Genomic DNA, 23,317 nt, shown 5'->3' with positions numbered 1-23,317 from the left:
TCGGTCCCTCCGCGAAGTTTTTTCCGCCCTCAGTGCCGACGCACCGTCGCCAGGCGTCCGGCGGCAAAGAAAAAGCCGCCGACGGCGACGATCGCCGGGCCGGTGGGCCAGTCCCAGGCGAACGACAGCATCAGGCCGATCAGCACCGCGCCGCCTGCGAACAGCGCGCTCTTCAGCGCCGCCCCCTCCGGCGTGCGGGCGAAGGGCTGCGCCGCGGCGGCGGGGATGACCAGAAGCGAGGTGACCAGCAGTACGCCCACCAGCTTCATCGCCAGCGCCACGTAGCCCGCGAGGCCTGCGAGGAAGAGGATGTCGTAGAGGCGGTCCGGCAGCCCGGAGACGCGGGCGAGGTCGCGGTGCAGGGTGAGAAACACCAGCCGCCGCCAGATCAGGGCCAGGGCCAGCCCGCCGCCGACGCAGGCGGCGGCGGTGGAGAGGACGTCGCCGGGCGCAAGCGCCAGGATGTCGCCGAACAGCAGCGACATCGGATCGAAGCGGATCGCGCCGTTGAGCGACAGGATGATCAGACCGGCGGAGAGCCCGACGTGCGCCAGGGTGGCGAGGATGGCGTCCATGCCGGTGCCGCCGTCGCGGGAGGACAGCGCAAGCAGGCAGGCGGTGATCAGCCCGGCGGCGGCGGCGCCGGCGAACGGCGGCAGGCCGGCGATCAGGGCTACCGCGATGCCCGGCAGGGCGACGTGGGCCAGCGTTTCGCCGAAGAAGGCGATGCGCCGCCACACCACCAGGCAGCCGAGCGGCGCGCCGAGCACGGCGAGCGCCAGCCCCGCGGCGAGCGGACGCAGGAACAGGGGGTCGTCAATCCAGGTCGGCATGGTCGGTCTCGCCGCCGTGGTCATCGTCGTGGCTGTGGGGGTGCATGTGCGGGCGGTGGTGGTAGAGCGCGAGGTTGGCGGACTCCGGATCGGAGAACAGGTTGCGGAACGCGGCGATGGCGTCGATGTCCTGCGGCGATCCCTGGCAACTGATGCAGCGGTTGAGGCAGATCACCCGGTCGGTGGCGGCCATCACCACGTGCAGGTCGTGGGAGATCATCAGCACGCCGAAGCCGAAGCGGTCGCGCAACTGCGGCAGGCGGGCGTAGAGGTCGTTCTCCGACACCGGGTCGAGGCCCTTGCTCGGTTCGTCGAGGATCAGGAGGTCGGGTTTCCCGGCGAGCGCGAGCGCGATCAGCACGCGCTGCCGTTCGCCGCCGGAAAGCCGCGCCAGGGGCTTTTTCGTCAGATGCGCGGCGGACATCATGTCCAGCGCGTCGGCGGCCGCGGCGTCGGAGAGGCGGCGCGGCAGGTCGAGGAAGCGGCGGACCGAGATCGGCACCGTCGGGTCGGCGGGGAAGTCCTGCGGCACGTAGCCGACGCGCAGCCCCGGCGCGCGCCGCACGCTGCCGCCCTGGGGGCGGATCAGCCCGGCGGCGACGCGCGCGAGCGAGGTCTTGCCCGCGCCGTTGGGGCCGACGATGGTGAGGATTTCGCGGCGGGAGACGTCGAGATCGACGTCCTCGAGAATGCTCTGCCCTCCCCGGCTCAGGCGGATCGCCCGCAGCGAGATCAGGATGTCGGGGGGGAGAGGGGCCTCCATCGCGGCGGTTCGTCCTTACGTTAACTCTTCTTGCAGTCCCCGGCGGTCTTGCCTTCGGCGGCGCAGTGCGCGCAGATGCCCATGATTTCCACCAGGGGATAGCTCACCTGGAAATCCGCGGCGCGCGCGCCCTCGGCGATCGCCTTGTCGATCACCGGGTCGGAAATCTCGGTGACCGAGCCGCAGCACTGGCAGATCAGGAACTGCGCGGCGTGCGGGTCCTCCGGCGTGACACAGGCCATATAGGCATTGATCGTCGCCAGACGATGGACGAAACGCTGTTCGATCAGGAAATCGAGAACCCGATACACCGAAATCGGCGCGGCGATCTTTCCGTGGTCCCGCAGGCGCTCGAGAATGTCGTAAGCGCCGATCGGCTTTCCGGCGCGGAGGATGATCTCGAAGACGCGGCGGCGCAGCGGCGTGAAGCGCACGCCCGCACTCTGGAAATATTTGTCCGCCGCTTCCAGGGCGGCGTCCGGGTCCGACGCATAATCGTGCGTATGATGTGCGAAAACGGACATCACGCAAGTCCTTACGGGTTGAGAAGCGGCGGATAGGGGGTCCTGTGCGGGCCGAGGTGGACCCTCGCGCTTCGTTCGGCCATGGCCCTGACAGACGTATCGACGACGAGCTTTTTTGTTATAGTATCACTTTCGCGCCGGTAAAGATGTTGTTATATGCTTTCCGGCCCGTGTTGGCGGGACTGTACCGCGAGGAGATGAACGATGCAACGATGGGACGTGAAAATCCTGGCCATGGCGATGGCGGGGCTGGGATTCTCCGCGGGCGCCGCCGCCGCCGCGCCGACGGTGGCGGTGAGCATCGCGCCGTTGGCGGGGATCGCCGCGGCGGTGATGGCGGACGCCGGAAAGCCCACCTTGCTGCTGCCGCCCGGGCAATCGCCGCATCATGCGGCGCTGAAACCCTCGCAGGCGCGGGCGCTGACGCGGACCGACGTGGTGCTGTGGATCGGCCCGGACATGGAGATGGGGCTGGACAAGGCGCTGGACGCGCGGCCCGAGGACTGGGTGAAGGCGCACGTGATGACCGCGATGAGCCTGCCGGGGGTGACCCTGCGGCAGTTCCGCCATCTCGAGGAGATCGGCCCGGACGAACGCGAACCCGCGCACGAGGATGCGCACGAAAAACCGCATGCCGGGGAAACCCACGCGGCGGAGGAGCACCACCATCACCACGGTTCGGCCAACCCGCACCTGTGGCTCGACCCGGCCAACGGCGCGGCGATCGCCCAGGCTCTGGCGGAACGCCTGGCGGCGCTCGATGCGGCGCACGCCGCGCTCTACCGCGCCAATGCGGCGCGTTTCGCGGCTTCGCTGGAGACGCTCAAGGGCGACCTCGCGGCGCGGCTTTCCGGCCTCGGCGGCAAGGGGTTCGTGGTGTTCCACGACGCCTATGCATATTTCGAGGAGCCCTTCGGCCTCACTGCGGTGGCGGCGCTCACCCTCGATCCGGGGCAGCCGATCGGCGGCAAGCACTTGAGCGAGGTGCGCGACAAGGTGCGCGCCACCGGCGCGGTGTGCGTGTTCGCCGACGAGCAGGCGTCGAAGCAGGCGGTCGCCGGCATGGCCCGCGACCTCGGCCTGAGGGTGGGCACGCTGGACCCGATCGGGGCGCACGTCGCCCCCGGTCCGGATGCCTATCCGGCGCTGCTGCGCAACCTGGCGGAGGCGTATCGCGCCTGCCTCGGCAAGTGAGGGTAAGGTCAGTTCGCCGCGGCGCGGGCGTTGGCGAGAATCCCCCGGACGTCTACGAACAAATCCAAAGACTTGACGTAGAGTTCTTCAAGCTCCTTGGGGATTTCCGGCACGATATCCGGGGCGTCCTCGTTGCGCGCGCCGATGTTGGCGCACAGGGAGGCCGCCTCTTCCAGAAGGTCGTCGAGCGGCACCTCGTGGTTGTTCACCGCCTTGTTGAGCAGCAGCCAGGACATCGTTTCGGCGAGCAGGGCGGTGAGGCGCGAGGCCTCCCGCGTCGCGGTGAGTTTGGCGATCGGGTCCGCGGTTTCCGGCTGGCCGTGCGTCAGATTGTGCTGCAGGTAGTCGCGGGTCTCGGTCAACAGGGCGATGTTGGCATCGAAAATCCGGGAAAACTGCTGCGTTTCAACCCATTCGGCGGTCATCTCATGCTCCGGTAAAATGGCCGTTGCGGCGTCCGCCTGCCGTGCGTGCGACGCCGCTCTTCCGGCTAATGTGGGCCGGGGGGGAAAGAATGACAAGCGAAAGCACCCCAATGCGTTGCGACGGGAGATTGCGGTTTGCCGCGCGGGTTGCTACGACCGGGGGGGACGGAACTCCCAGGAGGGAAGCGGGCATGACGGATGCGGAGATCACACGGGCGGTGGCGGCCTGCCGCGCCGCGCTCGGCCGCGACCCGGCGGAGGCGGAGCGCCTGGCGCTCGCCCATCTCGACGGCCTGGGGGAGAACCCGGAACTGCGCGCCGTCGCCGCCACGGCGCGGCTCGCCCGCGGCGATGCGCGCGGCGCGCTGGCGGATTTCCGCCTGGCGGCGAAGTGGGGCGGCGGCGGCGCCGATTTCTACTACGCCATGGGCGTGGCCTGCCGCGAGGCGGGCCGCGCGGCGGAGGCGACGTCCTGCTGGCGGCGCGCCCTGACGCTAATGCCCGGGCATGCGGATGCGGCGGTCAACGCCACGCTGGCGGCGTTGCAGGCCGCGGCGTGGGAGGAGGCGCGCCGGGTCGCCGCGGACGCGCTGGCGGCGGGGGTTGCCGACCCGCGCCTGCCGCTGTGGCTGGGGCATGCTCTGGCGAAGCTGCACCGCGAGGCGGAGGCGGCGGTTGCCTATCGCGAGGCGGTGGGGCGGGCTCCCGGCGACCCGGAGGCGTGGTTCGCCCTGGCCCTGGCGCTGCGCGACACCTGCGCCTTCGCCGCGGCGCGCGCGGCGCTGGCGCGGGTGCTGGAACTTGCGCCGGAACATGCGGATGCGGCCTACGAGGCGGCGCAGCTCGACCTCATGGCGGGGCGCTGGCGGGAGGGGTTCTCCCGTTTCGACGCGCGGCTCCGCCGCCGCCTGCCGCTGCTGCCCGCCGAGATGCCGGGCGAACCCTGGGACGGCGCACCGCGCCCCGGCGCGACGCTGCTTCTCCAGGCGGAGCAGGGCTTCGGCGACACTTTGCAGTTCCTGCGCTTCGGCTTCGCCGCGGCGCAACGCGTCGGCCGCGTCGTGCTGCGGGCGCACCCGCCCTTGCTGCCGCTGTTTGCCGATGCGGCGTTGCCGTGGCGCACGGTTCCCCTGGATGCGCCGGTGGCGGCGGATTTCCACGTGCCGCTTCTCAGCCTGCCGCGGGTTCTCGGCCTCGATGCGATCGCCGACACCCCGGCGGCGTACCTGCCTGCGGAAGCGCAGGCCGCGCCCAACCGCGTCGGCGTGGTCTGGGCGGGCAGCGCGGCGCACTACAACGACACGAAGCGCAGTTGCCCGCTTGCGGAATTCGCGGCGCTGCGGCAGGTTGCCGGCATCGAATTCGTCCACTTTCAGTTCGGCGCCGATGCGGCGGCGGTGCGCCGCCTCTGGCCGGACCTGGCGGACGGCACGCAGGGGGCGGCCGATTTCCGCGAGACGGCGCGGCGGCTTGCGGCGTGCGCACTGGTGGTGTGCGTCGATACCGCGGCGGCGCACCTCGCCGGGGCGCTGGGGCGGCCCGCCTGGGTGCTGGTGCCCGCGGCGCCGGACTGGCGCTGGGGCGCGGCGGGGGAGGCGACGCCCTGGTATCCGCGGGCGCGGGTGTGGCGGCAGGCGCAGCCCGGCGGCTGGGCGGAGTTGCTGGAACGGGTGGCCGCGGGGCTTGCCGCATGGCGCGACAACGCGGCGATGGAGTCTTGAGACGGGCGGGGGTACAGTCGCATCCTTGCGGCGGCGGCGGGAGTGCATGATGACGAAGACAGGACGCGCGGGAATGGCCTGCGCTGTGGCCTTGATGCTCTGCGGAGGCGCTGCCGCGGCGCAGGAGATCTCTCTTGGGGGAGGTTCGCTGCGTTCCCGCGTGCTGACCGTCTATGCCGACGGTTTCGCCCAGGTGGAGGAGGTGCGCGCCGGTGATCTGCCGAAAGGGCAGTGCCACCTGCGCGTGCTCGACGTCGCCTCCGGCATCGTGCCGGAATCCACCTTCCTGCAAGCGGAGGGGGTGTCGGTGCGCGAGATGTCGGTGCGCGCGCCGATGACCGACCCGCGCTCGCTTTTGACCAGCCGCCTCGGCAAGACGGTGAAGGCGGTGCGGCAGGATCCGCGCACCGGCGAGGACCGCTCCGAGACCGCCACCCTGCTGGCGGTGGAGCCGCACCCGATCCTGCGCATCGGCGACCGCCTGGAGACCGATTATCCCGGACGCATCGTCCTGCCGATCACCTCCGACACGCCGGTCCCCGGCGCGGCGCGGCTGGACTTCGTGGTGGAGAGCGAACGCGCCGCCCACCGCGATCTGGTGTTGCAATACCTGCTGCCGGGGCTGCGTTGGCAGGCCGATTATGCGGCGGTCTACGACGAGGACAAGCGCCGCCTGACCCTGCGCGGCTGGATCGGCGTGACCAACGGCAGCGACGATTTCTTCGAGAACGTGAGCCTGCGGGTGGTGGCGGGCAATGTCGCGCGGGTGGCCGAGCGTCCGGGCGTCGCCACCTTCCGCGCCGCCAACAAGACGATCTCCGAGGTGGGGGCGTTGCAGCAGCCGCCCGCGGTGGCGGGCTACCGCCTCTATCCGATCGCCAAGAGCGTTTCCCTCTCCGCCGGGGAGCGCAAGCAGGTGGCCTTCATCAAGCACCTCAACCTGCCGGTGACGCGCAGCTACCGCATCGTCGATCCGGTCGGGGTGTTCCGTTCCGCGCCGGGGCAGTGGCCGCAGCGCGGCGCGTTCCTGCGGCTTGCCTTCGTCAATCCGCCGGGCGGTCTGCCCCTGCCCGCGGGCGTGGCGCGGGTGATGGCGGTGCGGGCCAACGACGCCGACCTCTTCCTCGGCGAGGACCGCATCGACCATGTCGCCGCGGGCGCGCCGGTTGCGGTGCAACTGGGCCGCGTCGTCGATGTCACCTATGAGGCGCAGCGCCTGGAGTTCCGCGACATTTCGCGCACCTCCAACGAGCAGCGCTTCAGCATCACCCTGCGCAACGACGGCGACCGTCCGGCCGATGTGGAGGTGACGCAGACCTTCCCCGGCCAGTGGACGATTTTCGGCGAGGAGGACCTCTACACCCGCAAGGATGCGCAGACCGTCGCCTGGAACGTCACGGTGCCCGCGCGTGGCCGAACGAATATTGCCTTTTCCGTGCGCATTTCATCCGGCGGGTAATATTTTTGAATGAATATAGAAATATTCGACCCCTCCCTGCCGCAGCGCGCGGGCAAGCCGGTGGACTTGCAGGGAGGGATCGGGTATGCCTTAAAACAGGGGCTCCGTGCTGAAGGTGGGGAAATTGGACGACAAGAACGCAATGGCCTGGACCGACGAGATGGTCGCGGAACTGGCGCGGCTGTGGGAACAGGGACTTTCGACTGGCGACATCGGGCGGCAATTGGGAGTTTCGAAGAACGCGGTGGTCGGCAAGGCGCATCGCCTCGGGCTGACCGGCCGCCCTTCGCCGATCAAACGGACGTCGCCGAAGCCGAAGAAGGAAAAGCAGCTGTCTCTGGTCGATCTCGGGCCGAACTGCTGCCGCTGGCCGATCGGCGATCCGCGCGATCCGGGGTTCCACTTCTGCGGCAAGAAGGCGCTGCCGGGGAAACCCTATTGCCCGGAACACGCGGCGGTCGCCTACGTGAACACCAGCAAGAAGGCGGACACCTCCGCCGAGTGACGGCTCAGACGGAGGCGGCGGTGCGCCGCGCCATGCGCAGCAGCAGGAATGCGGCTGCGCTGCCGCCTGCCGCCATCACCGACATCGCCAGGAAGGCATGGCCGCCGGTGGCCGCATAGAGGCGGCCCGCCGCGAGCGTCGCCAGCCCCAGCACCACGCCGTTGCCCGCCGCCGCATAAAGGCCCTGCGCCCGCCCGGCGAGGCCGGGGGCGATGTGGCGCGCGATGAAGTGCATCGCGCCCAGGTGCGTCGCGCCGAAGGTGAAGGCGTGCAGGGCCTGCAGCGGGAAGAGCAGCCACGGGTCGGTGACGAAGGCGAGCAGCGTCCAGCGCACCACCCCGGCGAGGCCGCCGAGCAGGATCAGGCGGAACGGCCCGAGGGCGCGCACCACCCGGCCGCTGAAGGCGAACAGCACCACCTCGGCGGCCACTCCGGTGCCCCACAGCGCGCCGATCAACGCGTGATCGATGCCCGCTTCGCTCCAATGCAGGGTGACGAAGCCGTAATAGACCGCGTGGCTCGCGCCGGTGAGCGCGGTGGCGGCGAGAAACGTCCAGTAGATCGGCGAGGAGAAGAGGTCGATCCACGAAAGCCGCGCCGGGGCCGCCGCGGCGGCGGGCGGCGGCGCGTCGGGCAGGGCGAATACCGCGAAGCACAGGGGCACGAAGCCGCCGACGATCAGCCAGACGACGATGCTTTCCGAGGTCACGTCGAGCAGGCGGCCGACGGCGCCGGAGGCGGCGATGAAGGCGAGAGATCCCCACAGGCGGATGCGCCCGTAGTCGAGGCCCTCGCGCACCACATGCGTCATCGTCAGGTTGTCGCCCACCGGCAGGATCGCGGCGAAGAGCGCGCCGCTGACCACCGAGAGCGCCAAGAGCGCGGGGAATCCGGGCATCAGCGGAAACAGTGCGGTGGCGGCCAGGCATCCGGCGGCGAGGACGAACAGCACCGGGCGGCGGCGTCCGGTGCGATCGACGATGTGCCCGGCCACCGGATTGAAGGCGACCTTCACCCACAGTTGGGTGGCCACCAGGATGCCGATCTCGGTGGCGCTCAAGCCCCGCCCGCGCAGCCACACCGGCCAGTAGGGCAGTTGAATGCCCACCACCAGGAAGAGGCTCGCGTAGAACAGGGAAAAGCGCAGCGGCAGGGTCATCGCGTTCACGCGGGCAAGAGGTTCACCCCGGCGCCGCAGGCGACGAAGAAGGGGTTGCGCAGGCCGGGCTTGCCGTAGCGGAGTTCCTCTCCCCCCGGATACGCCGTGACGTGGCCGCCCGCGGCGCGCAGCACCGCGTGCGCCGCCGCGGTGTCCCATTCGCAGGTCGGACCCATGCGGGGGTAGAGGTCGGCCTCGCCCGCGGCGAGCAGGCAGAACTTCAGCGAGGACCCGGCGTTGCTTGCGGCGGCGACGGCATAGCGCGCCACGTAGGCGCGGGTTTCCGGATTCATGTGGGAACGCGACAGCACCGCCGTCAGCGCCGCGTTGTCCGCCGCGCGGCAGCGGATTTGCGTGAGCGCGCCGATGCGGTCCGCGGCATGCGGCGGCGTTTCCTCCACCGCATCGCCGGGGCCGCGCACCCATTGCAGGCGTGCGATCGCCGGGGCGTAGACGACGCCGAGGAGCGGCAGGCGATCGACCATCAGAGCGATGTTGACGGTGAACTGGCCGCTGCCGTTGAGGAACTCCTTGGTGCCGTCCAGCGGGTCGATGAGGAAGAACGGCCGTTCCGGCTCGGTCAGCACGTCGCTGCCTTCCTCCTCGCTGATCAGCGGAATGCCGGGGTAGTTGGCGCGCAGCCCGGCGAGGATCACCGCGTTGGCGGCGAGGTCGGCGGCGGTGACCGGGGTGCCGTCGGGCTTGTCGCGGCGCTCCAGGGAGGCGCTGCGGAAGTGCGGCATGATCGCTGCGCCCGCCTCTACGGCAAGGTCGCGCATGTGCCGCGCAAGCGCGGCCAGGTCGGCATCGGAAAATCGGGAGGAGGACATCGGACTCGGGCCTTGTTGGCGAACGGCGGCTATTATGGGCACCTCGCCGCGGCGATGCAATCGCCCGCCGCACCGCTTTCCCTTGGACAAGGCGCAAGGCCGTGGGTATGTCAGAGGGCATGACGCCCAATGCCGCTGCCGCCCTGCTGACGCCGTTTTCCACCGGCCTGCTGCCGTTTCCCGAAGGGGCGCGCAGCCTGCTTCTGCGCGCCGCGGCCGACCCGGCGCTCGCGCCTTGGCGCGGCGGCCTGGTCTGCGCGCAGGGCTTCCGCCCGGCGTTCAACGCGCTCGCCGCCGCCGGGTTCGACGTGCGGCCGGATGCGCCGGAGGAAGGGGGCTTCGCTACGGTGCTGTGCCTGCTCTCCAAGCACAAGGCGGTGGCGCTCGCCGACGTGGCGCGCGCCCTCGATCTCGTCGCGGAAGGCGGCCTGGTGGTCTGCGCGGGCGCGGCGGATGCGGGCGCGGCGGCGGTGGAGAAGGCGGCGGCGCGCGCCTTCGGAGGCATCGGCCGCCTCTCCAAGCACCATTGCCGGGTGTTCTGGCTGCGCCGGAACGGCCCCTTGCCGCCGCTCTGCGCTTCGTGGCGCGCCGCCGCCGGGGCGCGCCCGGTTGCCGCCATCGAAGCGGTTTCCGCGCCCGGGGTGTTCGGCTGGGACCGCATCGACCCCGGTTCCCGCCTGCTGGCGGGTTGCCTGGATGCGCGGATTTCCGGCCGGGTGGCGGATTTCGGCGCGGGCTGGGGATATCTCTGCCGCGAGATGCTGCGCCGCTGCCCCGGCATCGCGAGCCTGGACGCGGTGGAGGCGGAGGCCGCCGCCCTTGCCGCGGCGCGGCTCAACCTCGCGCCGCCGCCGGGCGTGGCGCTCGCCTTGCGCTGGCACGACGTGCTCGCCGAGCCGGGACTCGGCCCCTACGACTGGGTGATCAGCAACCCGCCGTTCCACGACGGCAAGGCGGGCGATCCGGAGATCGGCCGCGGCTTCATCCGCGCCGCGCGCGCCGCGCTGGCGCCGGGCGGCCACCTGCTTCTGGTGGCGAACCGCCATCTCCCCTACGAATCGGCGATCGACGCGGCATTCTCCGCCCGCGCCGTGGCCGCCGAGGATTCCGCCTTCAAGGTGATCGAGGCACGCACATGACCGAACTCACGACCCACATCGATCCCGGTTCCGAGGACTGGCCGGACTTCATCAAGCGGCATTTCGGCACCGTCGCCTTTCTGCGCTTCATGGAGGTGACGGTGGAGGAGACCGGCCCCGGCACTGCCGTGCTCTCCCTGCCGCTCAGGCCGGAGTTCGCCAATTCCTACGGCATCGCCCACGGCGGCATCGCCGCGCTGTTCGTCGATATGGCGGCGGGCGTGGCGTTGCGCACCCTGAAGATGACCGTGGTGACGGTGGAAACCACCACCACCTACCTCGCGCCGATTCCGATCGAGGGCGTGCTGCGCGCCGAGGCGCAGACCTTGCACCAGGGGCGCCGCATTCTGCATGCGGAGGTCAGGCTGATCGCGCCGGACGGGGTTCTGGCGGCGGTGGGGCGCGCCATCTACACCGCCACCGGCGTCGATACCGGGGATTATCCGGCAAGGAAATGAGGGGGGTCAGTCCGCCGCTTCGGCGCTGCGGCCGGAGAGCTGCGCCAGCGGCAGGGCGAGCTTGCCCAGGGCGTCGATCAGCACCGCCATCTTGCGCGCCATCTCGGGCAGGCAGGGGAGCGGCGTCAGAGTTTCCTCGTTCATGTAGAGGCGGCGCGCGATCTCGATCTGTAGGGCGTGCGTGCCCTGGCTCGGGCGTCCGTAGTGGCGGGTGGTGAATCCCCCGGCATAGGGGCGGTTGCGCGCCACCACGAAGCCGAGTTCGGAGAGCACGCGTTCCGCGGTGTCGGCGATCTCCGCGTCGCAGGTGGCGCCGAAGCCGTCGCCGAGCACCACGTCGGGGCCGAAGGGATCGGTGGAATCCTCGCCCGGGCTGGTCGGCATGGAGTGGCAATCCAGCAGCAGGCAGGCGCCGAAACGCCGCTTGGTGTCGCGCAGCAGCGATTCCAGCCGGGCGTGATAGGGGTAGTAGAGGTCCTCGATGCGCTCCTGCGCCTCGGCGAAGCGCAGCTTGCCCGCATAGATCGGCTGGTTGTGGCCGACGATGCGGGGAATGGTGCCGAGCCCGATGGCGGCGCGCGGCGAGATCGCATTGACGAAGGGCGGCAGCGGATCCTCGAACATCTCGGGATCGAGCTCATAGGCCTCGCGGTTGACGTCCAGGAAGGCGCGGGGAAACAGCGCGCGGATCAGGGGGACGCCGCGCTTCGGCCCGAGGGCGAACAGGCGATCGACGAAGGCGTCCTCGGAGCGTCGGATGGCGAGCGGGCCGAGTTGCGCACTCTCGAGAAACTTCCAGGTGTAGTCGCAGCCGCTGTGCGGCGAGGCGAGCACCAGGGGCAGGGACTGGACGTCGGGGTAGAGAATTTCCAAAACACCGCCGATGCGCTCCGACAACGTGTTGTCGAAGACGCCGCACCCCATCCCCGTCGGCTTCGGCTTCATTCTCATCGGCGGGAGTTTATCAAACCGCAGGGGGGGGTGCCAAGCCCGTGTGAAGAGGCTTGAAACGCGGCCGCCTTGCCCGCAAAATAAAGCCTTGCCAACGCATCCGGCATTGGCTAAAAGCCATGCCTCCGGTTTGGCCGATCCGGCCACGGATCATGGGCGGTTAGCTCAGCGGGAGAGCACTACGTTGACATCGTAGGGGTCACTGGTTCAATCCCAGTACCGCCCACCATCGAAGCCCCAAGGGAACCCTTGGGGCTTCGTCCGTTTGAGCTATTGGGGGCGGGGGCTGCGAGGGAATTTCCCCGGTTGGCGTTTCGTGCCTTCGTGCCGGGGATTCGCGTCAGGATAGGATGCGGACGTCGCTCAGATCTTTGCCGCCGATGGTTTTGATCACCCGAGTACCGATGACCTGCTTCACTTCCAGATCGGCCAAGGCATTCACGATCATGTACTGGGTCGGCATTTCCTGCCAGGTCGGCCGGTGGAAGGTTATCTTCCCTTCTCCCATCCAGGTCTCCAACACCTGCAGAGATGTGTCGCTCTTGGGGTTCAACACCGGGTATTCCACTTCGGGCGTGCCCCAGTCGCCGGATTTGGGAATGTATTTGTAATAGAATACTCCCTGGCTTTGGGTGGCTCTGGCGGCGTATTCGCGGTTTTCCTCATCGGTGGGTGTGCGCAGGCCGGCGATGGTGAAATCCATGAACTTGAAGCCCATCCAACTCGCGGAGCAGTATGTGGTGTCCCCCACTTCCATGGGGTCGGGAATGTCGGCGAATATTTTGGGGCAACCCAGTTCTTCCCGTCCGGTCAGGATGGGCTCGGTCAGGTTTTCCCATACCACGCTGACGAAGTCGCCTCGCACCGTGTCGTTGTTTCCCTGGAACACCGTGGGGAACGATACGTTGAGTACGCTATACCCGCGCCCACCCAGCCACGGGATGTTCTTCTTGTAGCGCGTGAACACGGAGACGATGGGCTCGCCGGCCAGGCTGAATCCGGGGGGAAGCAGCTCTTCAAGCTGCTTTGCGTCGGTGAGGAAGGAAATGGTGTATTTGAAACACTCGCGGCCGGTGGTTTCATCGAACTTGTCACCGTTCGGGGCGCGCCTGGGGCCGCAAGCCGGCCCGTAGACGATGGGCATACGGTACATGGGATTTTTGCTGGTTTTCATGGTGGTGCTCCTCTGCGATGGCACTGTGCCTCACTGCGCGGGGTAAGAGACGGTTCGGTTTTTGGCCCGCAGCGACGCCAGCGCGTATACGGCCGCTAGGCCCATCAGGCCCGCTACGTCGGTGTAAAAACCGGGTTTGATCATGGCCAATGCCGCTGCCACGAGCGCTGCCCGCTCGTAAGCCCTCAATTCCACTTTCAAAAAGCCCTCCAGGCCGATCGACAGGGTAGCGATGCCGATCATGCCGGAAGCGAGCGTCAGTGCAAAAGAGCCCCAATTGGTGACGTTGGTCAGCAGCAGTGTCGGCGAATATATGAACACGAAGGGGATGATGAAGCCGGGCAGTGCGAGCCGCATGGCGGTAAAGGCTGTCTGGTTGGGGGGAGAGCCGGCGATGCCCGCGGCCGTATAGGCCCCGACGCAGACCGGAGGAGTGACGGATGAAAGCACTGCGAAAAAGAACACGAAGAAGTGCGCGTCGAGCGGCGTACAGCCCAGTTGGATCAGGGCGGGAATGCCGACGGCTCCGGCCATGACGTAGCTGGCGGTCGTGGGCATGCCCATGCCGAGCAGCAGCGATATGCCCATGGTCACCGCCAGTGTGAGGGTCAAGTTGCCGGCGGTGTAGGCCAGAATGGCGTCACCGATACGCAGGGTCACGCCGGTGGCGCCCATCATGCCGATGACGACGCCGACGATGGTGCAGGCGATGGCCACGGGAAGTACGCCTTTGGCGCCGTTCTCCAGGGTGCAGATCAGCTTTTTGATGGTCATCCGGTCCTCTTTCTTCACGAAGGACAGGACGAAGCAGCAACTGATGCCGATGCAGGCCGCGAACAGGGCATTACGGCCCATGACCAGCAGAAAGATGATGGTGAGCAAGGGGATGGCCCTATATCCGGTTTTGAACACCACGTCTTTCAGCAACGGCAGGCTTTCTTTGGGCAGGCCCTTGAGGCCGAGTCGGTTGGCCTCGACGCTGAGACTGCACCAGATACCGAAGAAATAGAGCAGCGCCGGGACCAGGGATGCCTCCACCACCTTCAGGTAAGGTACTCCCACGGTGTCGGCGATGATGAAAGCGGCGGAACCCAGGACCGGAGGCATGATTTGCCCGCCGGTGGAGGCGGCCGCTTCCACCGCTCCGGAGTAGTGAGGTGGATAACCGACCTTTTTCATCAACGGGATGGTGAAGGTGCCGGTAGTGGCCACGTTGGCCGATGTGCTGCCGCTGATGGTGCCCATCAGCGCGCTGGAAATCACGGCTATCTTCGCGGGGCCGCCTTTCAGGTGACCTGTCAGGCTCATCGCTAGGTCGTTGAAGAAGTTGGATGTGCCAGTGGAACTCAAGAATTCGCCGAAAAGAATGAACATAAAGATGTATGAGGCCGATACCCCGGTCACCATGCCGAAAATGCCGTCCGTGGTCAGATACAGATTCTCGATGATGCTGGTTACGGAAAGGCCAGCGTGGGCAAGGGGGCCGGGCATATAGGTGCCGAAGTAGGCGAAGAACAGGAAGAAGCCGCAAAAGCAGGGAAGTACATACCCGAGGACGCGCCTGGCGGCCTCGAATATCAGTAAAATCATGGCCGCGCCGAGATAGAGGACGTAATCGTCGAGCATCCCTGCATTCACGGAGACTTCTTCATAGAAGACGAACACGTACAGGGAGCATGCGGTGATCGTTCCGGCCAGTGCCCAATCCACGGTGGAAGGTTTGTCTTTGGGGGATCCTTCGCGGGCGGGATAAAGCAGGAAGATCAAGGGCAGCACCAGGGCGAGGTGAAAACTGCGCTGCTGGATGGCCGGCAACAACCCGAAGAAGGCCGTGTAGAGGTGAAAAAGGGAGAGGAATACCGTCAGAGCGGTGATGAAATACATCATGGGGCCGCTGAAGGTACGGCGTTTCGACTTCTTTTTCAGTTCGTTCTGGGGGACGCTTGTGGCGGCTACCTGGGGCATATCCGGTTCCTCGTCTGTGCACAGCAGTCATGCGGGCCGCCACGGGGCATGAGCACAGGCTCGCTTTTCGGCTGCGGCTTGGCTGGTGATGGAAAACGCTGGGAGTCTCATCCCCGTGGAATTTCCATTCCGCGGGGACGAGCCGTTTCTGCGGTTCGAGGGCAAGCGCCTATAGCAGGCCTTTTTCCCTGTAATAGCGTGCCGCACCCGGATGCAGGGGGATCTGTCCCCGGCCCAGCAGGGCGAGCTTCAAGTCGAAATCTGCGAAATAGTTGCTCAACCGCCCTTTCAGAAAGGCCGTGTTCTCGTGCAGCATTTTGGTGACCTGGTAGACCAGTTCTTCGGACATTCCGTCATGCGTGATCAGAGCGCCTACCGGGGCGAAGGTGTGGATATCGTTGGGCAGTCCCGCATAGGTGCCGCCGGGAATGGTGAAAGGGATGTAATGGGGATACTTTTCGATCAGCGCCTTGACCTTGTCCGGCTCCGGCGTGATCAAGGTCGCGGCCTTGAGACGGATCAGGTCTGCGATCTGGGCGTTGGGGAAGGTTGTGCTCCAGATGTGTCCGTCGATGCGGCCGTTTTTGAAGGCCTCGTCGAATTCGGAGCGTCCGAAGCGTTCCACCGTGAAATCCTTCTCCTGCACCCCCCAGAACGGTATGGCCTGGCGGGTGCTCATTTCGACGTTACTGCCGACGTTGGCGAAGTCGATATGCTTGCCCTTGAAGTCGGAAATGCTTTTGATACCCGACTTTGTGCCCACCATGATATGGGCGGCCATGGGATACAGCGTCGTCACATAGCGCAGGTGGCTCATAGGCTGCTTGAAGGGGGCGCTTCCGGCCCAGGCGGCACTGAAGTTGGGAGAACCGATCACGGCGAATTCCAACTCTCTCTTTTCCAGCGTGATGCAGCTTTTATTGCTGCTGCCGGTGACCGCGCTGAACACGTGGTCCTTCATGGCATTCTGGCCGAGCTGGGCGATGGTATTGCCGATCATATAAAAACCGCTGCCCACGCTGGCGGTGCCGATGCGCAAGTACTGTTCGGCGGAAAAAGCTGGGCCTGCCGCGACGCAGGTCATGCTCAATGCGAGGAAGAGCTTTTTGAGTTGGAGCATAGGATCGTCTCCCGCAGATGTTTATGAATCGAAGTTTGGTTGCCCTCCAATGTAGCAAATAGGGTGCCACCGGCTCCGAGGGGGCAAACGCCCTGTTTCTGCGCGATTCGCGGTGCGACTGCGCCGTGGCTGTTCATATTGATGTTACATTTAACGAAAAAATGAAACATGATGTAACAACATGAAGCATATGCAGGGGGTCGCGCATGTCCGTGCTATTCGCCACCACTTCGCCGGATATGTTGGCTCAGGCCCGCCGGGTTCTGCGCAGGGAGCATTCCGATATCCGCTTTTTCCAGATTCCTTGGGACATGGATTTCGCCGATTCCGGGATCGTGGACGAGGTTGAGCGGAACAATATAGAGGCAATCATTGCGCGCGGTGCGGTGGCCAAACGGGTGCGCGGCCTCGGGCTACCGGTTTCCGTGGTGGACCTGCCCGTGTTGGCGCCGGACCTCATTGCAACCTTGAACCGAGCCAAGAAGTCCGGACGGCGGGTGGCGGCGGTGGCGTCGCGGGGCATGCTTTCGGGCATCGAAAATCTGGGGCCCAGCCTGGGGCTCTCCGTCACCCTTTATCACCTCGACGAGCACGTATCCTCGGAAACCTTGGTGCGGCAGGCCGTTCAGGATGGCGCCGACGTCATCGTCGGCAGCTATGTGACCACGCGCGCGGCGAAGAACATGGGGCTGCCTGCGCAAGTCATCGTGGCCTCAGCCGGGGTGATCACCCAGGCGGCGGTGGAAGCCAAGCGCATCGCGATGAATTTGGCGCAGGAACGTGCGAAGAGCGTGCTGTTCAAAACCCTGTTGGATTACACTACGGACGCAGTGGTGGCCGTGGACGACCAATGCCGCATCGTGGCCTGGAACCCGGAAGCGGAACGGCTGACCGGCCTGCAGTCGGATTCGGTGCAGAAAAGGGATCTGTTCTCCGTCTGCCCCGAACTCAGGCTGGACGAAACCATTGCCGAAGGTCACGACGAGCAGGGGCTCATTCTGACGGTCAACGGCACGGACGTGGTTTGCCACAAGCGCGCCGTCATCGCCTCCGGCAAGCCCGTGGCGGCATTCGCCGCGTTTCAGGAAGTGAGCCGCATCCAGCAGATAGAGGCCAGGGTGCGGCGCAAAATATACGAGAACGGGCACACCGCCACCAGCACCTTCGCGGACATCAAGGGCGCACACCCCCTGGTGTTGCGGGCGATCTCCATCGCCAAGGAATTCGCGATCACCAAATCGTCGGTGATGCTGCTGGGCGAAACCGGGGTAGGGAAGGAGTTGTTCGCCCAAAGTCTGCACAATTACAGCGAACGGGCGCAGGGACCTTTCGTCGCCATCAACTGCGCCGCCCTGCCCAGCGACCTTCTGGAGAGCGAATTGTTCGGCTACGTGGGCGGCGCATTCACCGGAGCCAATCCCAAAGGTAAGCCCGGCATGTTCGAATTGGCCCACGGGGGGACGATTCTGCTGGATGAAGTGGGCGAAATGGACCTGATGCTGCAGGGAAAGCTTCTGCGGGTGTTGGAGGAGCGCAAGGTCATGCGCCTGGGGAGCGAAAGGCTGATCCCGGTCGATGTGCGGGTAATCACCTCCACCAACCAGGATTTGCAGGCCTTGATCGGCGCCCAGCGGTTCCGGCAGGATCTGTATTACCGCCTCAATGTGCTCCGCCTGACCATTCCGCCTCTGCGCGAAAGGCCTTCGGACATCCCGATTCTGGCGGCCGGCTTTCTGGGGCAGCACGCGGCGGCGCTGAAACGCCGCGTACGTCTCGGACCGGGAACCGCCGCGATTTTGCAGCGCCACGACTGGCCGGGCAATTGCCGGGAATTGCGCAATTTCATGGAACGCGTGGCGGTGGTGTCCAAGGGCAATGTCGTGGACGCCGAGGAAGTCGCCACGCTGTTGGCGGAGGAGCGGAGGGAAACCGCATTTCAGCCGCCGCCCATACGCGCGGCCGAGATGCCGGGGGGGAGACCGGGCGATTCCGATCTCGATCCGGACCTGGCGGCCATAGAGCACGCGTTGCGCTGCACAAAGGGCAACGCCAGCCAGGCGGCGCGTCTTCTGGGTATCAGCCGTATCACCCTCTGGCGCAAGGTGAAGCGTGGGAAGGAAATATCCGCCGAGAGGGCGTGATGTCGCGCCCGCTGCGCCGAAGCGGGTGCCATGGAGCGCTGATGCGGTAGAATATCCACCCTTAGGGGTGGTTCCCTCCGTGTGGCCGCGGCGGACGCTGGAGATGACGGCAAGGTTCTTGGAGGGCCCGCGCCGCGGCCTGAGGCCCTCCGCCCTGCGAGTCTCGCGGAAATCCCAGGAACTTGGTGATATGCCTTTGCTCCAGGGTGACCTCGGATGCGGAGGTGCGGGAATTTTCCTGCGTGCGAGGAGTGCGTATTCTCAGGAAATTACAAGCGGGCGGGGCAAAAACGCCGCTTCGTTATCCGGTCGCGGGGTGGGTATTTTCCGTTGAAATCCACCCCGAAGTGGGGGTAACGTCCGCCCCGGCAGACCAGGAGACGGCCGCGGGAGACGGCCGCCGGAAAACCTGGCACGGCGCGTAAGGGAAGACGCGCTGCTCTCTGTGGACATGAAGGCGAGGAAGCAACGGCGCGGATAGTGCGCGGCCGCATGCGCCCCTGCGGGCGTTCGGACGGAGAGAGGGTGAAATGGACGCAAGGATTACCGAAACGAGGCAGATGAATCCCTGGCAGGGCTTCGCGCCGGGCGAATGGATGCGCCGCGTCGATGTGCGCGATTTCATTCAGAAGAACTACACGCCCTACGATGGGGACGAGGCGTTTCTCGCCGGTCCCACCGCGCGCACCCGCGGCATCTGGGAGACCCTGACGCCGCTGCTGGCGGCGGAGCGCGAGAAGGGCATCCTCGACGCCTCCACCGACCGCCCCGCGGCGATCACCGCGCATGAGCCGGGCTACATCGACCGCGCCAACGAGATCATCGTCGGCCTGCAGACCGATGCGCCGCTGAAGCGCGCGATCATGCCCAACGGCGGCCTGCGCATGGTGGAAAGCGGCCTGCACGCCTATGGCTACAGCCTCGATCCGGTGGTCGAGGAGGTGTGGACGAAGTACCGCAAGAGCCACAACCAGGCGGTGTTCGACGTTTACACCCCGGATATCCTGGCGGCGCGCAAGGCGGGCATCGTCACCGGCCTGCCGGATGCCTATGGCCGCGGACGCATCATCGGCGATTATCGCCGCGTCGCGCTCTACGGCGTCGATTTCCTGCGGCGCGACAAGCAGCGTGAATTCCACGAGCTGGACGGTGCGGGATTCACCGAGGCGACCATCCGCCTGCGGGAGGAACTGGCCGAGCAGGAGCGTGCGCTCGCCGAGTTGCAGGCGATGGCCGCCTCCTACGGTTTCGACATCTCCCGCCCGGCGATCGACGCCCGCGAGGCGGTGCAGTGGACCTACTTCGGCTATCTCGCCGCGGTGAAGGAGCAGAACGGCGCGGCGATGTCGCTGGGCCGCGTCTCCACCTTCCTCGACGTCTACATCCTGCGCGACATGGCGGCGGGCCTGCTGACCGAGGAAGAGGCGCAGGAGATGATCGACGACTTCGTGATCAAGCTGCGCATCGTGCGCTTCCTCCGCACGCCGGAATACGACGGATTGTTCTCCGGCGACCCCACCTGGGTCACCGAGTGCATCGGCGGCATGGGCGAGGACGGCCGCCCGCTGGTCACCCGGACCAGCTTCCGCTTCCTCAACACCCTGTCCAACCTCGGCCCGGCGCCGGAGCCGAACCTGACGGTTCTCTGGAGCACCAAGCTGCCCGAGGCGTTCAAGGCCTACGCGGCGAAGATGTCGATCGAGACCAGCGCCATCCAGTATGAGAACGACGACCTGATGCGTCCGCACTGGGGCGACGACTACGGTATCGCCTGCTGCGTCTCGGCGATGCGCATCGGCAAGCAGATGCAGTTCTTCGGCGCGCGCGCCAACCTCGCCAAGACGCTGCTCTACGCGATCAACGGCGGCGTGGACGAGAAGTCGGGGGAGACCGTGGCCCACGGCTTCGCGCCGATTGCGGGCGAGGTGCTGGACTACGCCGAGGTGGTGGAGAAGTACGAGGCGATGATGGCGTGGCTCGCCGCCACCTACGTCAAGGCGCTCGACTGCATCCACTACATGCACGACAAATACGCCTACGAGCGCATCGAGATGGCGCTGCACGACCGCGACATCCTGCGCACCATGGCCTGCGGCCTCGCCGGGCTGTCGGTGGCGGCGGATTCGCTCTCGGCGATCAAGCACGCCAAGGTTTCGGTGATCCGCAACGCGGCGGGCCTGGCCACCGACTTCAAGATCGAGGGCGACTACCCGGCCTACGGCAACAACGACGACCGCGCCGACCGGCTGGCGGTGTGGGTGGCCGAGACCTTCATGGAGAAGATCAAGGCGCAGCCGCACTTCTACCGCGACTCCATGCCCACCCAGTCGATCCTCACCATCACTTCCAACGTCGTCTACGGCAAGAAGACCGGCAACACTCCGGACGGACGCCGCGGCGGCACCCCCTTCGCCCCCGGCGCCAACCCGATGAACGGGCGCGACCTCAAGGGCTTCGTCGCGGCGGGGGCCTCGGTGGCGAAAATCCCCTATGAGTGCTCGCTCGACGGCATCAGTTGGACCGCTTCCGCCACGCCGGATGCGCTGGGCCGCACTCTGGAGGACCGCAAGCGCAACCTCGCCGCCTGCCTCGATGCCTATGCGGAGGCGGGGGGCTTCCACGTCAACGTCAACGTGCTGAACCGCGAGACCCTGCTCGACGCCATGGAGCACCCGGAGCTTTATCCGCAGCTCACCATCCGCGTCTCCGGCTATGCGGTGAACTTCATCAAGCTGTCGCGCGAGCAGCAGATGGACGTGATCAGCCGCACCTTCCACCAGCGGATGTGACCCCGTGAACTACATCTGCACGCATCCGGATTGCCCCTCCGCCCTGACCGGGCGGAGGGCGGGCACCTGCGACGGCTTCCTCCACTCGGTGGAAACCGGGGCGGCGGTGGACGGGCCGGGCATGCGCTTCGTCTACTTCCTCTCCGGCTGCATGTTCCGCTGCCTCTACTGCCACAACCCGGACACCTGGAAGGTCGGCGGCGGGCGGCGGGTCTCGGTGGAGGAGGCGCTGGCGGAAATCGCGCCCTATGCGGGCTTCCTGCGCCGCGCGGGCGGCGTCACCATAAGCGGCGGCGAGCCCCTGGTGCAGGCGGGCTTCGTCGGCGAACTGCTGGCGCGGCTGAAGGCGGATCATCGCCTCCACACCGCGCTCGACACCCAGGGCTTCCTGCACCGGAACCTGCCGGATTCCTGGTTCGACGCCATGGACCTGGCGCTTCTGGACATCAAGCACATCGACCCGGAAAAACACCGCGCGCTCACCGCCTGCGACGTCGCGCCGACGCTCGACTGCGCGCAGCGCCTGGCGCGCCTCGGCAAGCCGATGTGGATCCGCCATGTGCTGGTGCCGGGGATGACCGACGACCCCGCCGACCTCGCGAAGCTCGCCGGTTTCATCGCCGATCTCGGCCCGGCGGTGGAACGGGTGGAAATCCTGCCGCTGCATCACCTCGGGGCCTTCAAGTGGAAGGAACTCGGCAAGCCCTACGCCCTGGAAAACACCCCGACCCCGACGCCGCAGCAGCTCGCCGCGGCGCGGACGATTTTCGCCGGGCACGGGCTCGCGGTGTTCTGAGGGGAAAAACGGGCCGGGCTGCAGTTCGGAAAACGCTCAAAGCATTTTCCTCATCCTCGGCTTCGCCTCGGACCGTTGCCTCCGGCAACGTCCCTACGAACGCCTTCGGCGTTCTCCGTGCCCGGACCCGCAAGGGGCCGGGAGGCCCCTTGACCCCATGACCTTTCGGCGATCGCGCGGGATGACGCTCGATAGCCGCTGCGCGGCGTAAAACTAAGGGGACTCACAACGCGAGGCGGAGCTGGGCGGGGGCGGGGGCGGTTTCCTCTTCGAAGGAGGAAAGCGTGATGCCGAGGAGGCGGATGCCCTTCCGCGCCGGGAACAGCGGTGCGAGCAGGGCGGCGCCCAGGCTCTCCAGCTCCGCGGCGGAGGCGATGGCCGCGGGCGCGGTGTGGCTGCGGGTGATCTGCCGGAAGTCCGCGTACTTGACCTTCAGGGTGGCGGTGCGTCCGGAGAGGCGCAGCGCCCGGGTGTGCTCCCACACCTTGGCGGCGAGGGGGCGCAGGGCGGTCCGCGCCTCGTCCAGGGAGGCGATGTCCGCCGCGAAGGTGGTCTCCGTGCCGATGGACTTGCGTTCCCGGTCGGGGCGCACCGGGCGGCCGTCGATGCCGCGCGCGATCCAGTAATAGAACGCCCCCGCCTTGCCGAAGCGCTGCGTCAGGAAGGGCAGGTCCCGCGCGGCGAGGTCGCCGCCCGTGGCGATCCCCAGCGCCAGCATCTTCTCCGCCGTGGCCGGGCCGATGCCGTGGAACTTCCGCACCGGCAGGGCGGCGACGAAGGCGGGACCCATCTGCGGCGTGACGACGAACATGCCGTCGGGTTTGCGGTAGTCCGAGGCGATCTTGGCGAGGAACTTGTTGTAGGAAACCCCGGCGGAAGCGGTGAGGCCGGTTTCCGCACGGATCGCGGCGCGGATTTCCTCGGCGATGGCGGTGGCGGAGGTTTCGCCCGCGGCGTCGGTGACGTCCAGGTAAGCCTCGTCCAGGGAAAGCGGCTCGATCAGCGGCGTGACGCGGGCGAAGATGCCGCGGATCTGCCGCGAGACCGCCTTGTAGACGTCGAACCGCGGCTCCACGAAGATCAACCCGGGGCACTTGTGGCGCGCGGTGACCGATGGCATCGCCGAATGCACGCCGAAGGCCCGCGCCTCGTAGCTCGCCGTGGCGACGACGCCGCGCATGCGGTCGCGCCCCACCGCGATCGCCTTGCCGCGCAGGGCCGGGTCGTCCCGCTGCTCCACCGCCGCGTAGAAGGCGTCCATGTCGATATGGATGATCTTGCGCACGCGGTCTTCGGGCTGCGCAGCCATGCTTTCCTCGTTTCCGTGCCGCCGGAGGGGTGGAACATAAGGAGAACATAGCAGCCGGGCGC

At 67.1% G+C, this 23,317-nt stretch carries 20 protein-coding genes and 1 tRNA gene; 10 read left to right on the top strand and 11 right to left on the bottom strand.

All coding sequences use genetic code 11. From position 1 onward, the window contains the following. Nucleotides 1–29: 29 nt before the first annotated feature. Genes O7R11_RS01535 through O7R11_RS01525 form a run of 3 tightly spaced genes read right to left on the bottom strand, consistent with a single transcriptional unit; the run spans nt 30 to nt 2,120 of the window. Nucleotides 30–833 (bottom strand): metal ABC transporter permease, encoded by an 804-nt coding sequence (locus tag O7R11_RS01535; protein WP_337995707.1) that lies wholly within the window; start codon nt 831–833, stop codon nt 30–32. Further along, nucleotides 817–1,596: a metal ABC transporter ATP-binding protein gene (locus O7R11_RS01530; protein WP_337995706.1), complete on the bottom strand. Its 780-nt coding sequence runs from the start codon at nt 1,594–1,596 to the stop codon at nt 817–819. Before O7R11_RS01530 ends, O7R11_RS01535 begins: the two co-directional genes overlap by 17 nt. A 20-nt stretch (nt 1,597–1,616) precedes the next feature. Further along, nucleotides 1,617–2,120, bottom strand: a complete 504-nt coding sequence (locus tag O7R11_RS01525) for a Fur family transcriptional regulator (protein WP_337995705.1) — start codon at nt 2,118–2,120, stop codon at nt 1,617–1,619. Between the two features lie 204 nt (nt 2,121–2,324). Here O7R11_RS01525 and O7R11_RS01520 point away from each other — a divergent pair, with 204 nt between their 5' ends. Next, nucleotides 2,325–3,314: a zinc ABC transporter substrate-binding protein gene (locus tag O7R11_RS01520; protein WP_337995704.1), complete on the top strand. Its 990-nt coding sequence runs from the start codon at nt 2,325–2,327 to the stop codon at nt 3,312–3,314. An 8-nt stretch (nt 3,315–3,322) separates the two neighbouring features. Here O7R11_RS01520 and O7R11_RS01515 read toward each other — a convergent pair whose 3' ends face one another. Further along, nucleotides 3,323–3,739, bottom strand: coding sequence for a DUF1465 family protein (locus O7R11_RS01515; protein ID WP_337995703.1), 417 nt, complete (start codon nt 3,737–3,739; stop codon nt 3,323–3,325). 191 nt (nt 3,740–3,930) lie between these two features. On the opposite strand from O7R11_RS01515, the gene O7R11_RS01510 reads away from it, so the two are divergent. From O7R11_RS01510 to O7R11_RS01500, 3 genes are all read left to right on the top strand, one after another. Then, nucleotides 3,931–5,460, top strand: coding sequence for a glycosyltransferase family 9 protein (locus tag O7R11_RS01510; RefSeq protein ID WP_337995702.1), 1,530 nt, complete (start codon nt 3,931–3,933; stop codon nt 5,458–5,460). Between the two features lie 73 nt (nt 5,461–5,533). Beyond that, entirely contained in the window at nt 5,534–6,919 is a 1,386-nt protein-coding gene (locus O7R11_RS01505; protein WP_337995701.1) for a DUF4139 domain-containing protein, read from the top strand. 142 nt (nt 6,920–7,061) lie between these two features. After that, nucleotides 7,062–7,424, top strand: coding sequence for a GcrA family cell cycle regulator (locus O7R11_RS01500; RefSeq protein WP_337995843.1), 363 nt, complete (start codon nt 7,062–7,064; stop codon nt 7,422–7,424). Nucleotides 7,425–7,428: 4 nt separating this feature from the next. On the opposite strand, the gene O7R11_RS01495 is transcribed toward O7R11_RS01500, so the two are convergent. Both O7R11_RS01495 and cysQ read right to left on the bottom strand, forming a co-directional pair. Next, nucleotides 7,429–8,583, bottom strand: coding sequence for an MFS transporter (locus O7R11_RS01495; protein WP_337995842.1), 1,155 nt, complete (start codon nt 8,581–8,583; stop codon nt 7,429–7,431). A gap of 5 nt (nt 8,584–8,588) precedes the next feature. After that, nucleotides 8,589–9,413, bottom strand: a complete 825-nt coding sequence (gene cysQ / locus O7R11_RS01490) for a 3'(2'),5'-bisphosphate nucleotidase CysQ (protein ID WP_337995700.1) — start codon at nt 9,411–9,413, stop codon at nt 8,589–8,591. Nucleotides 9,414–9,520: 107 nt separating this feature from the next. On the opposite strand from cysQ, the gene O7R11_RS01485 reads away from it, so the two are divergent. Both O7R11_RS01485 and O7R11_RS01480 read left to right on the top strand, forming a co-directional pair. Further along, the gene (locus tag O7R11_RS01485; protein WP_337995841.1) at nt 9,521–10,552 is read left to right on the top strand and encodes a class I SAM-dependent methyltransferase; all 1,032 of its coding nucleotides are present in this window, start codon (nt 9,521–9,523) and stop codon (nt 10,550–10,552) included. After that, nucleotides 10,549–11,010, top strand: a complete 462-nt coding sequence (locus tag O7R11_RS01480) for a PaaI family thioesterase (protein WP_337995699.1) — start codon at nt 10,549–10,551, stop codon at nt 11,008–11,010. The genes O7R11_RS01485 and O7R11_RS01480 overlap by 4 nt, the downstream gene beginning before the upstream one ends. A 6-nt stretch (nt 11,011–11,016) precedes the next feature. On the opposite strand, the gene O7R11_RS01475 is transcribed toward O7R11_RS01480, so the two are convergent. Further along, complete coding sequence (locus O7R11_RS01475; protein WP_337995698.1) at nt 11,017–11,955, bottom strand: N-formylglutamate amidohydrolase; 939 nt, start codon at nt 11,953–11,955, stop codon at nt 11,017–11,019. A gap of 160 nt (nt 11,956–12,115) precedes the next feature. On the opposite strand from O7R11_RS01475, the gene O7R11_RS01470 reads away from it, so the two are divergent. Continuing rightward, nucleotides 12,116–12,190, top strand: a tRNA-Val gene (locus O7R11_RS01470). Between the two features lie 111 nt (nt 12,191–12,301). On the opposite strand, the gene O7R11_RS01465 is transcribed toward O7R11_RS01470, so the two are convergent. From O7R11_RS01465 to O7R11_RS01455, 3 genes are all read right to left on the bottom strand, one after another. Continuing rightward, entirely contained in the window at nt 12,302–13,135 is an 834-nt protein-coding gene (locus O7R11_RS01465; RefSeq protein ID WP_337995697.1) for an acetoacetate decarboxylase family protein, read from the bottom strand. 30 nt (nt 13,136–13,165) lie between these two features. Next, complete coding sequence (locus O7R11_RS01460; RefSeq protein WP_337995696.1) at nt 13,166–15,100, bottom strand: TRAP transporter permease; 1,935 nt, start codon at nt 15,098–15,100, stop codon at nt 13,166–13,168. Nucleotides 15,101–15,269: 169 nt separating this feature from the next. Beyond that, nucleotides 15,270–16,220 carry a TAXI family TRAP transporter solute-binding subunit gene (locus tag O7R11_RS01455; RefSeq protein ID WP_337995695.1) on the bottom strand — a complete coding sequence of 317 codons (951 nt, stop codon included), beginning with the start codon at nt 16,218–16,220 and terminating at the stop codon, nt 15,270–15,272. Nucleotides 16,221–16,426: 206 nt separating this feature from the next. On the opposite strand from O7R11_RS01455, the gene O7R11_RS01450 reads away from it, so the two are divergent. From O7R11_RS01450 to pflA, 3 genes are all read left to right on the top strand, one after another. Further along, nucleotides 16,427–18,361: a sigma 54-interacting transcriptional regulator gene (locus tag O7R11_RS01450; protein WP_337995694.1), complete on the top strand. Its 1,935-nt coding sequence runs from the start codon at nt 16,427–16,429 to the stop codon at nt 18,359–18,361. Between the two features lie 560 nt (nt 18,362–18,921). After that, entirely contained in the window at nt 18,922–21,150 is a 2,229-nt protein-coding gene (gene pflB / locus O7R11_RS01445) for a formate C-acetyltransferase (protein ID WP_337995693.1), read from the top strand. Nucleotides 21,151–21,154: 4 nt separating this feature from the next. Then, complete coding sequence (pflA, locus tag O7R11_RS01440) at nt 21,155–21,946, top strand: pyruvate formate-lyase-activating protein (protein WP_337995692.1); 792 nt, start codon at nt 21,155–21,157, stop codon at nt 21,944–21,946. Between the two features lie 223 nt (nt 21,947–22,169). Here the strand turns inward: pflA and dinB are convergent, their stop codons facing one another. Then, nucleotides 22,170–23,255, bottom strand: a complete 1,086-nt coding sequence (gene dinB / locus O7R11_RS01435) for a DNA polymerase IV (protein WP_337995691.1) — start codon at nt 23,253–23,255, stop codon at nt 22,170–22,172. Nucleotides 23,256–23,317: the final 62 nt, after the last annotated feature.

The organism is Oleispirillum naphthae, assembly GCA_027864655.1.
Lineage (GTDB): Bacteria > Pseudomonadota > Alphaproteobacteria > Rhodospirillales > Rhodospirillaceae > Oleispirillum > Oleispirillum naphthae.
The sequence above is the reverse complement of the archived record's forward strand: the minus strand, read 5'-3'. Positions and strand labels throughout refer to the sequence as shown.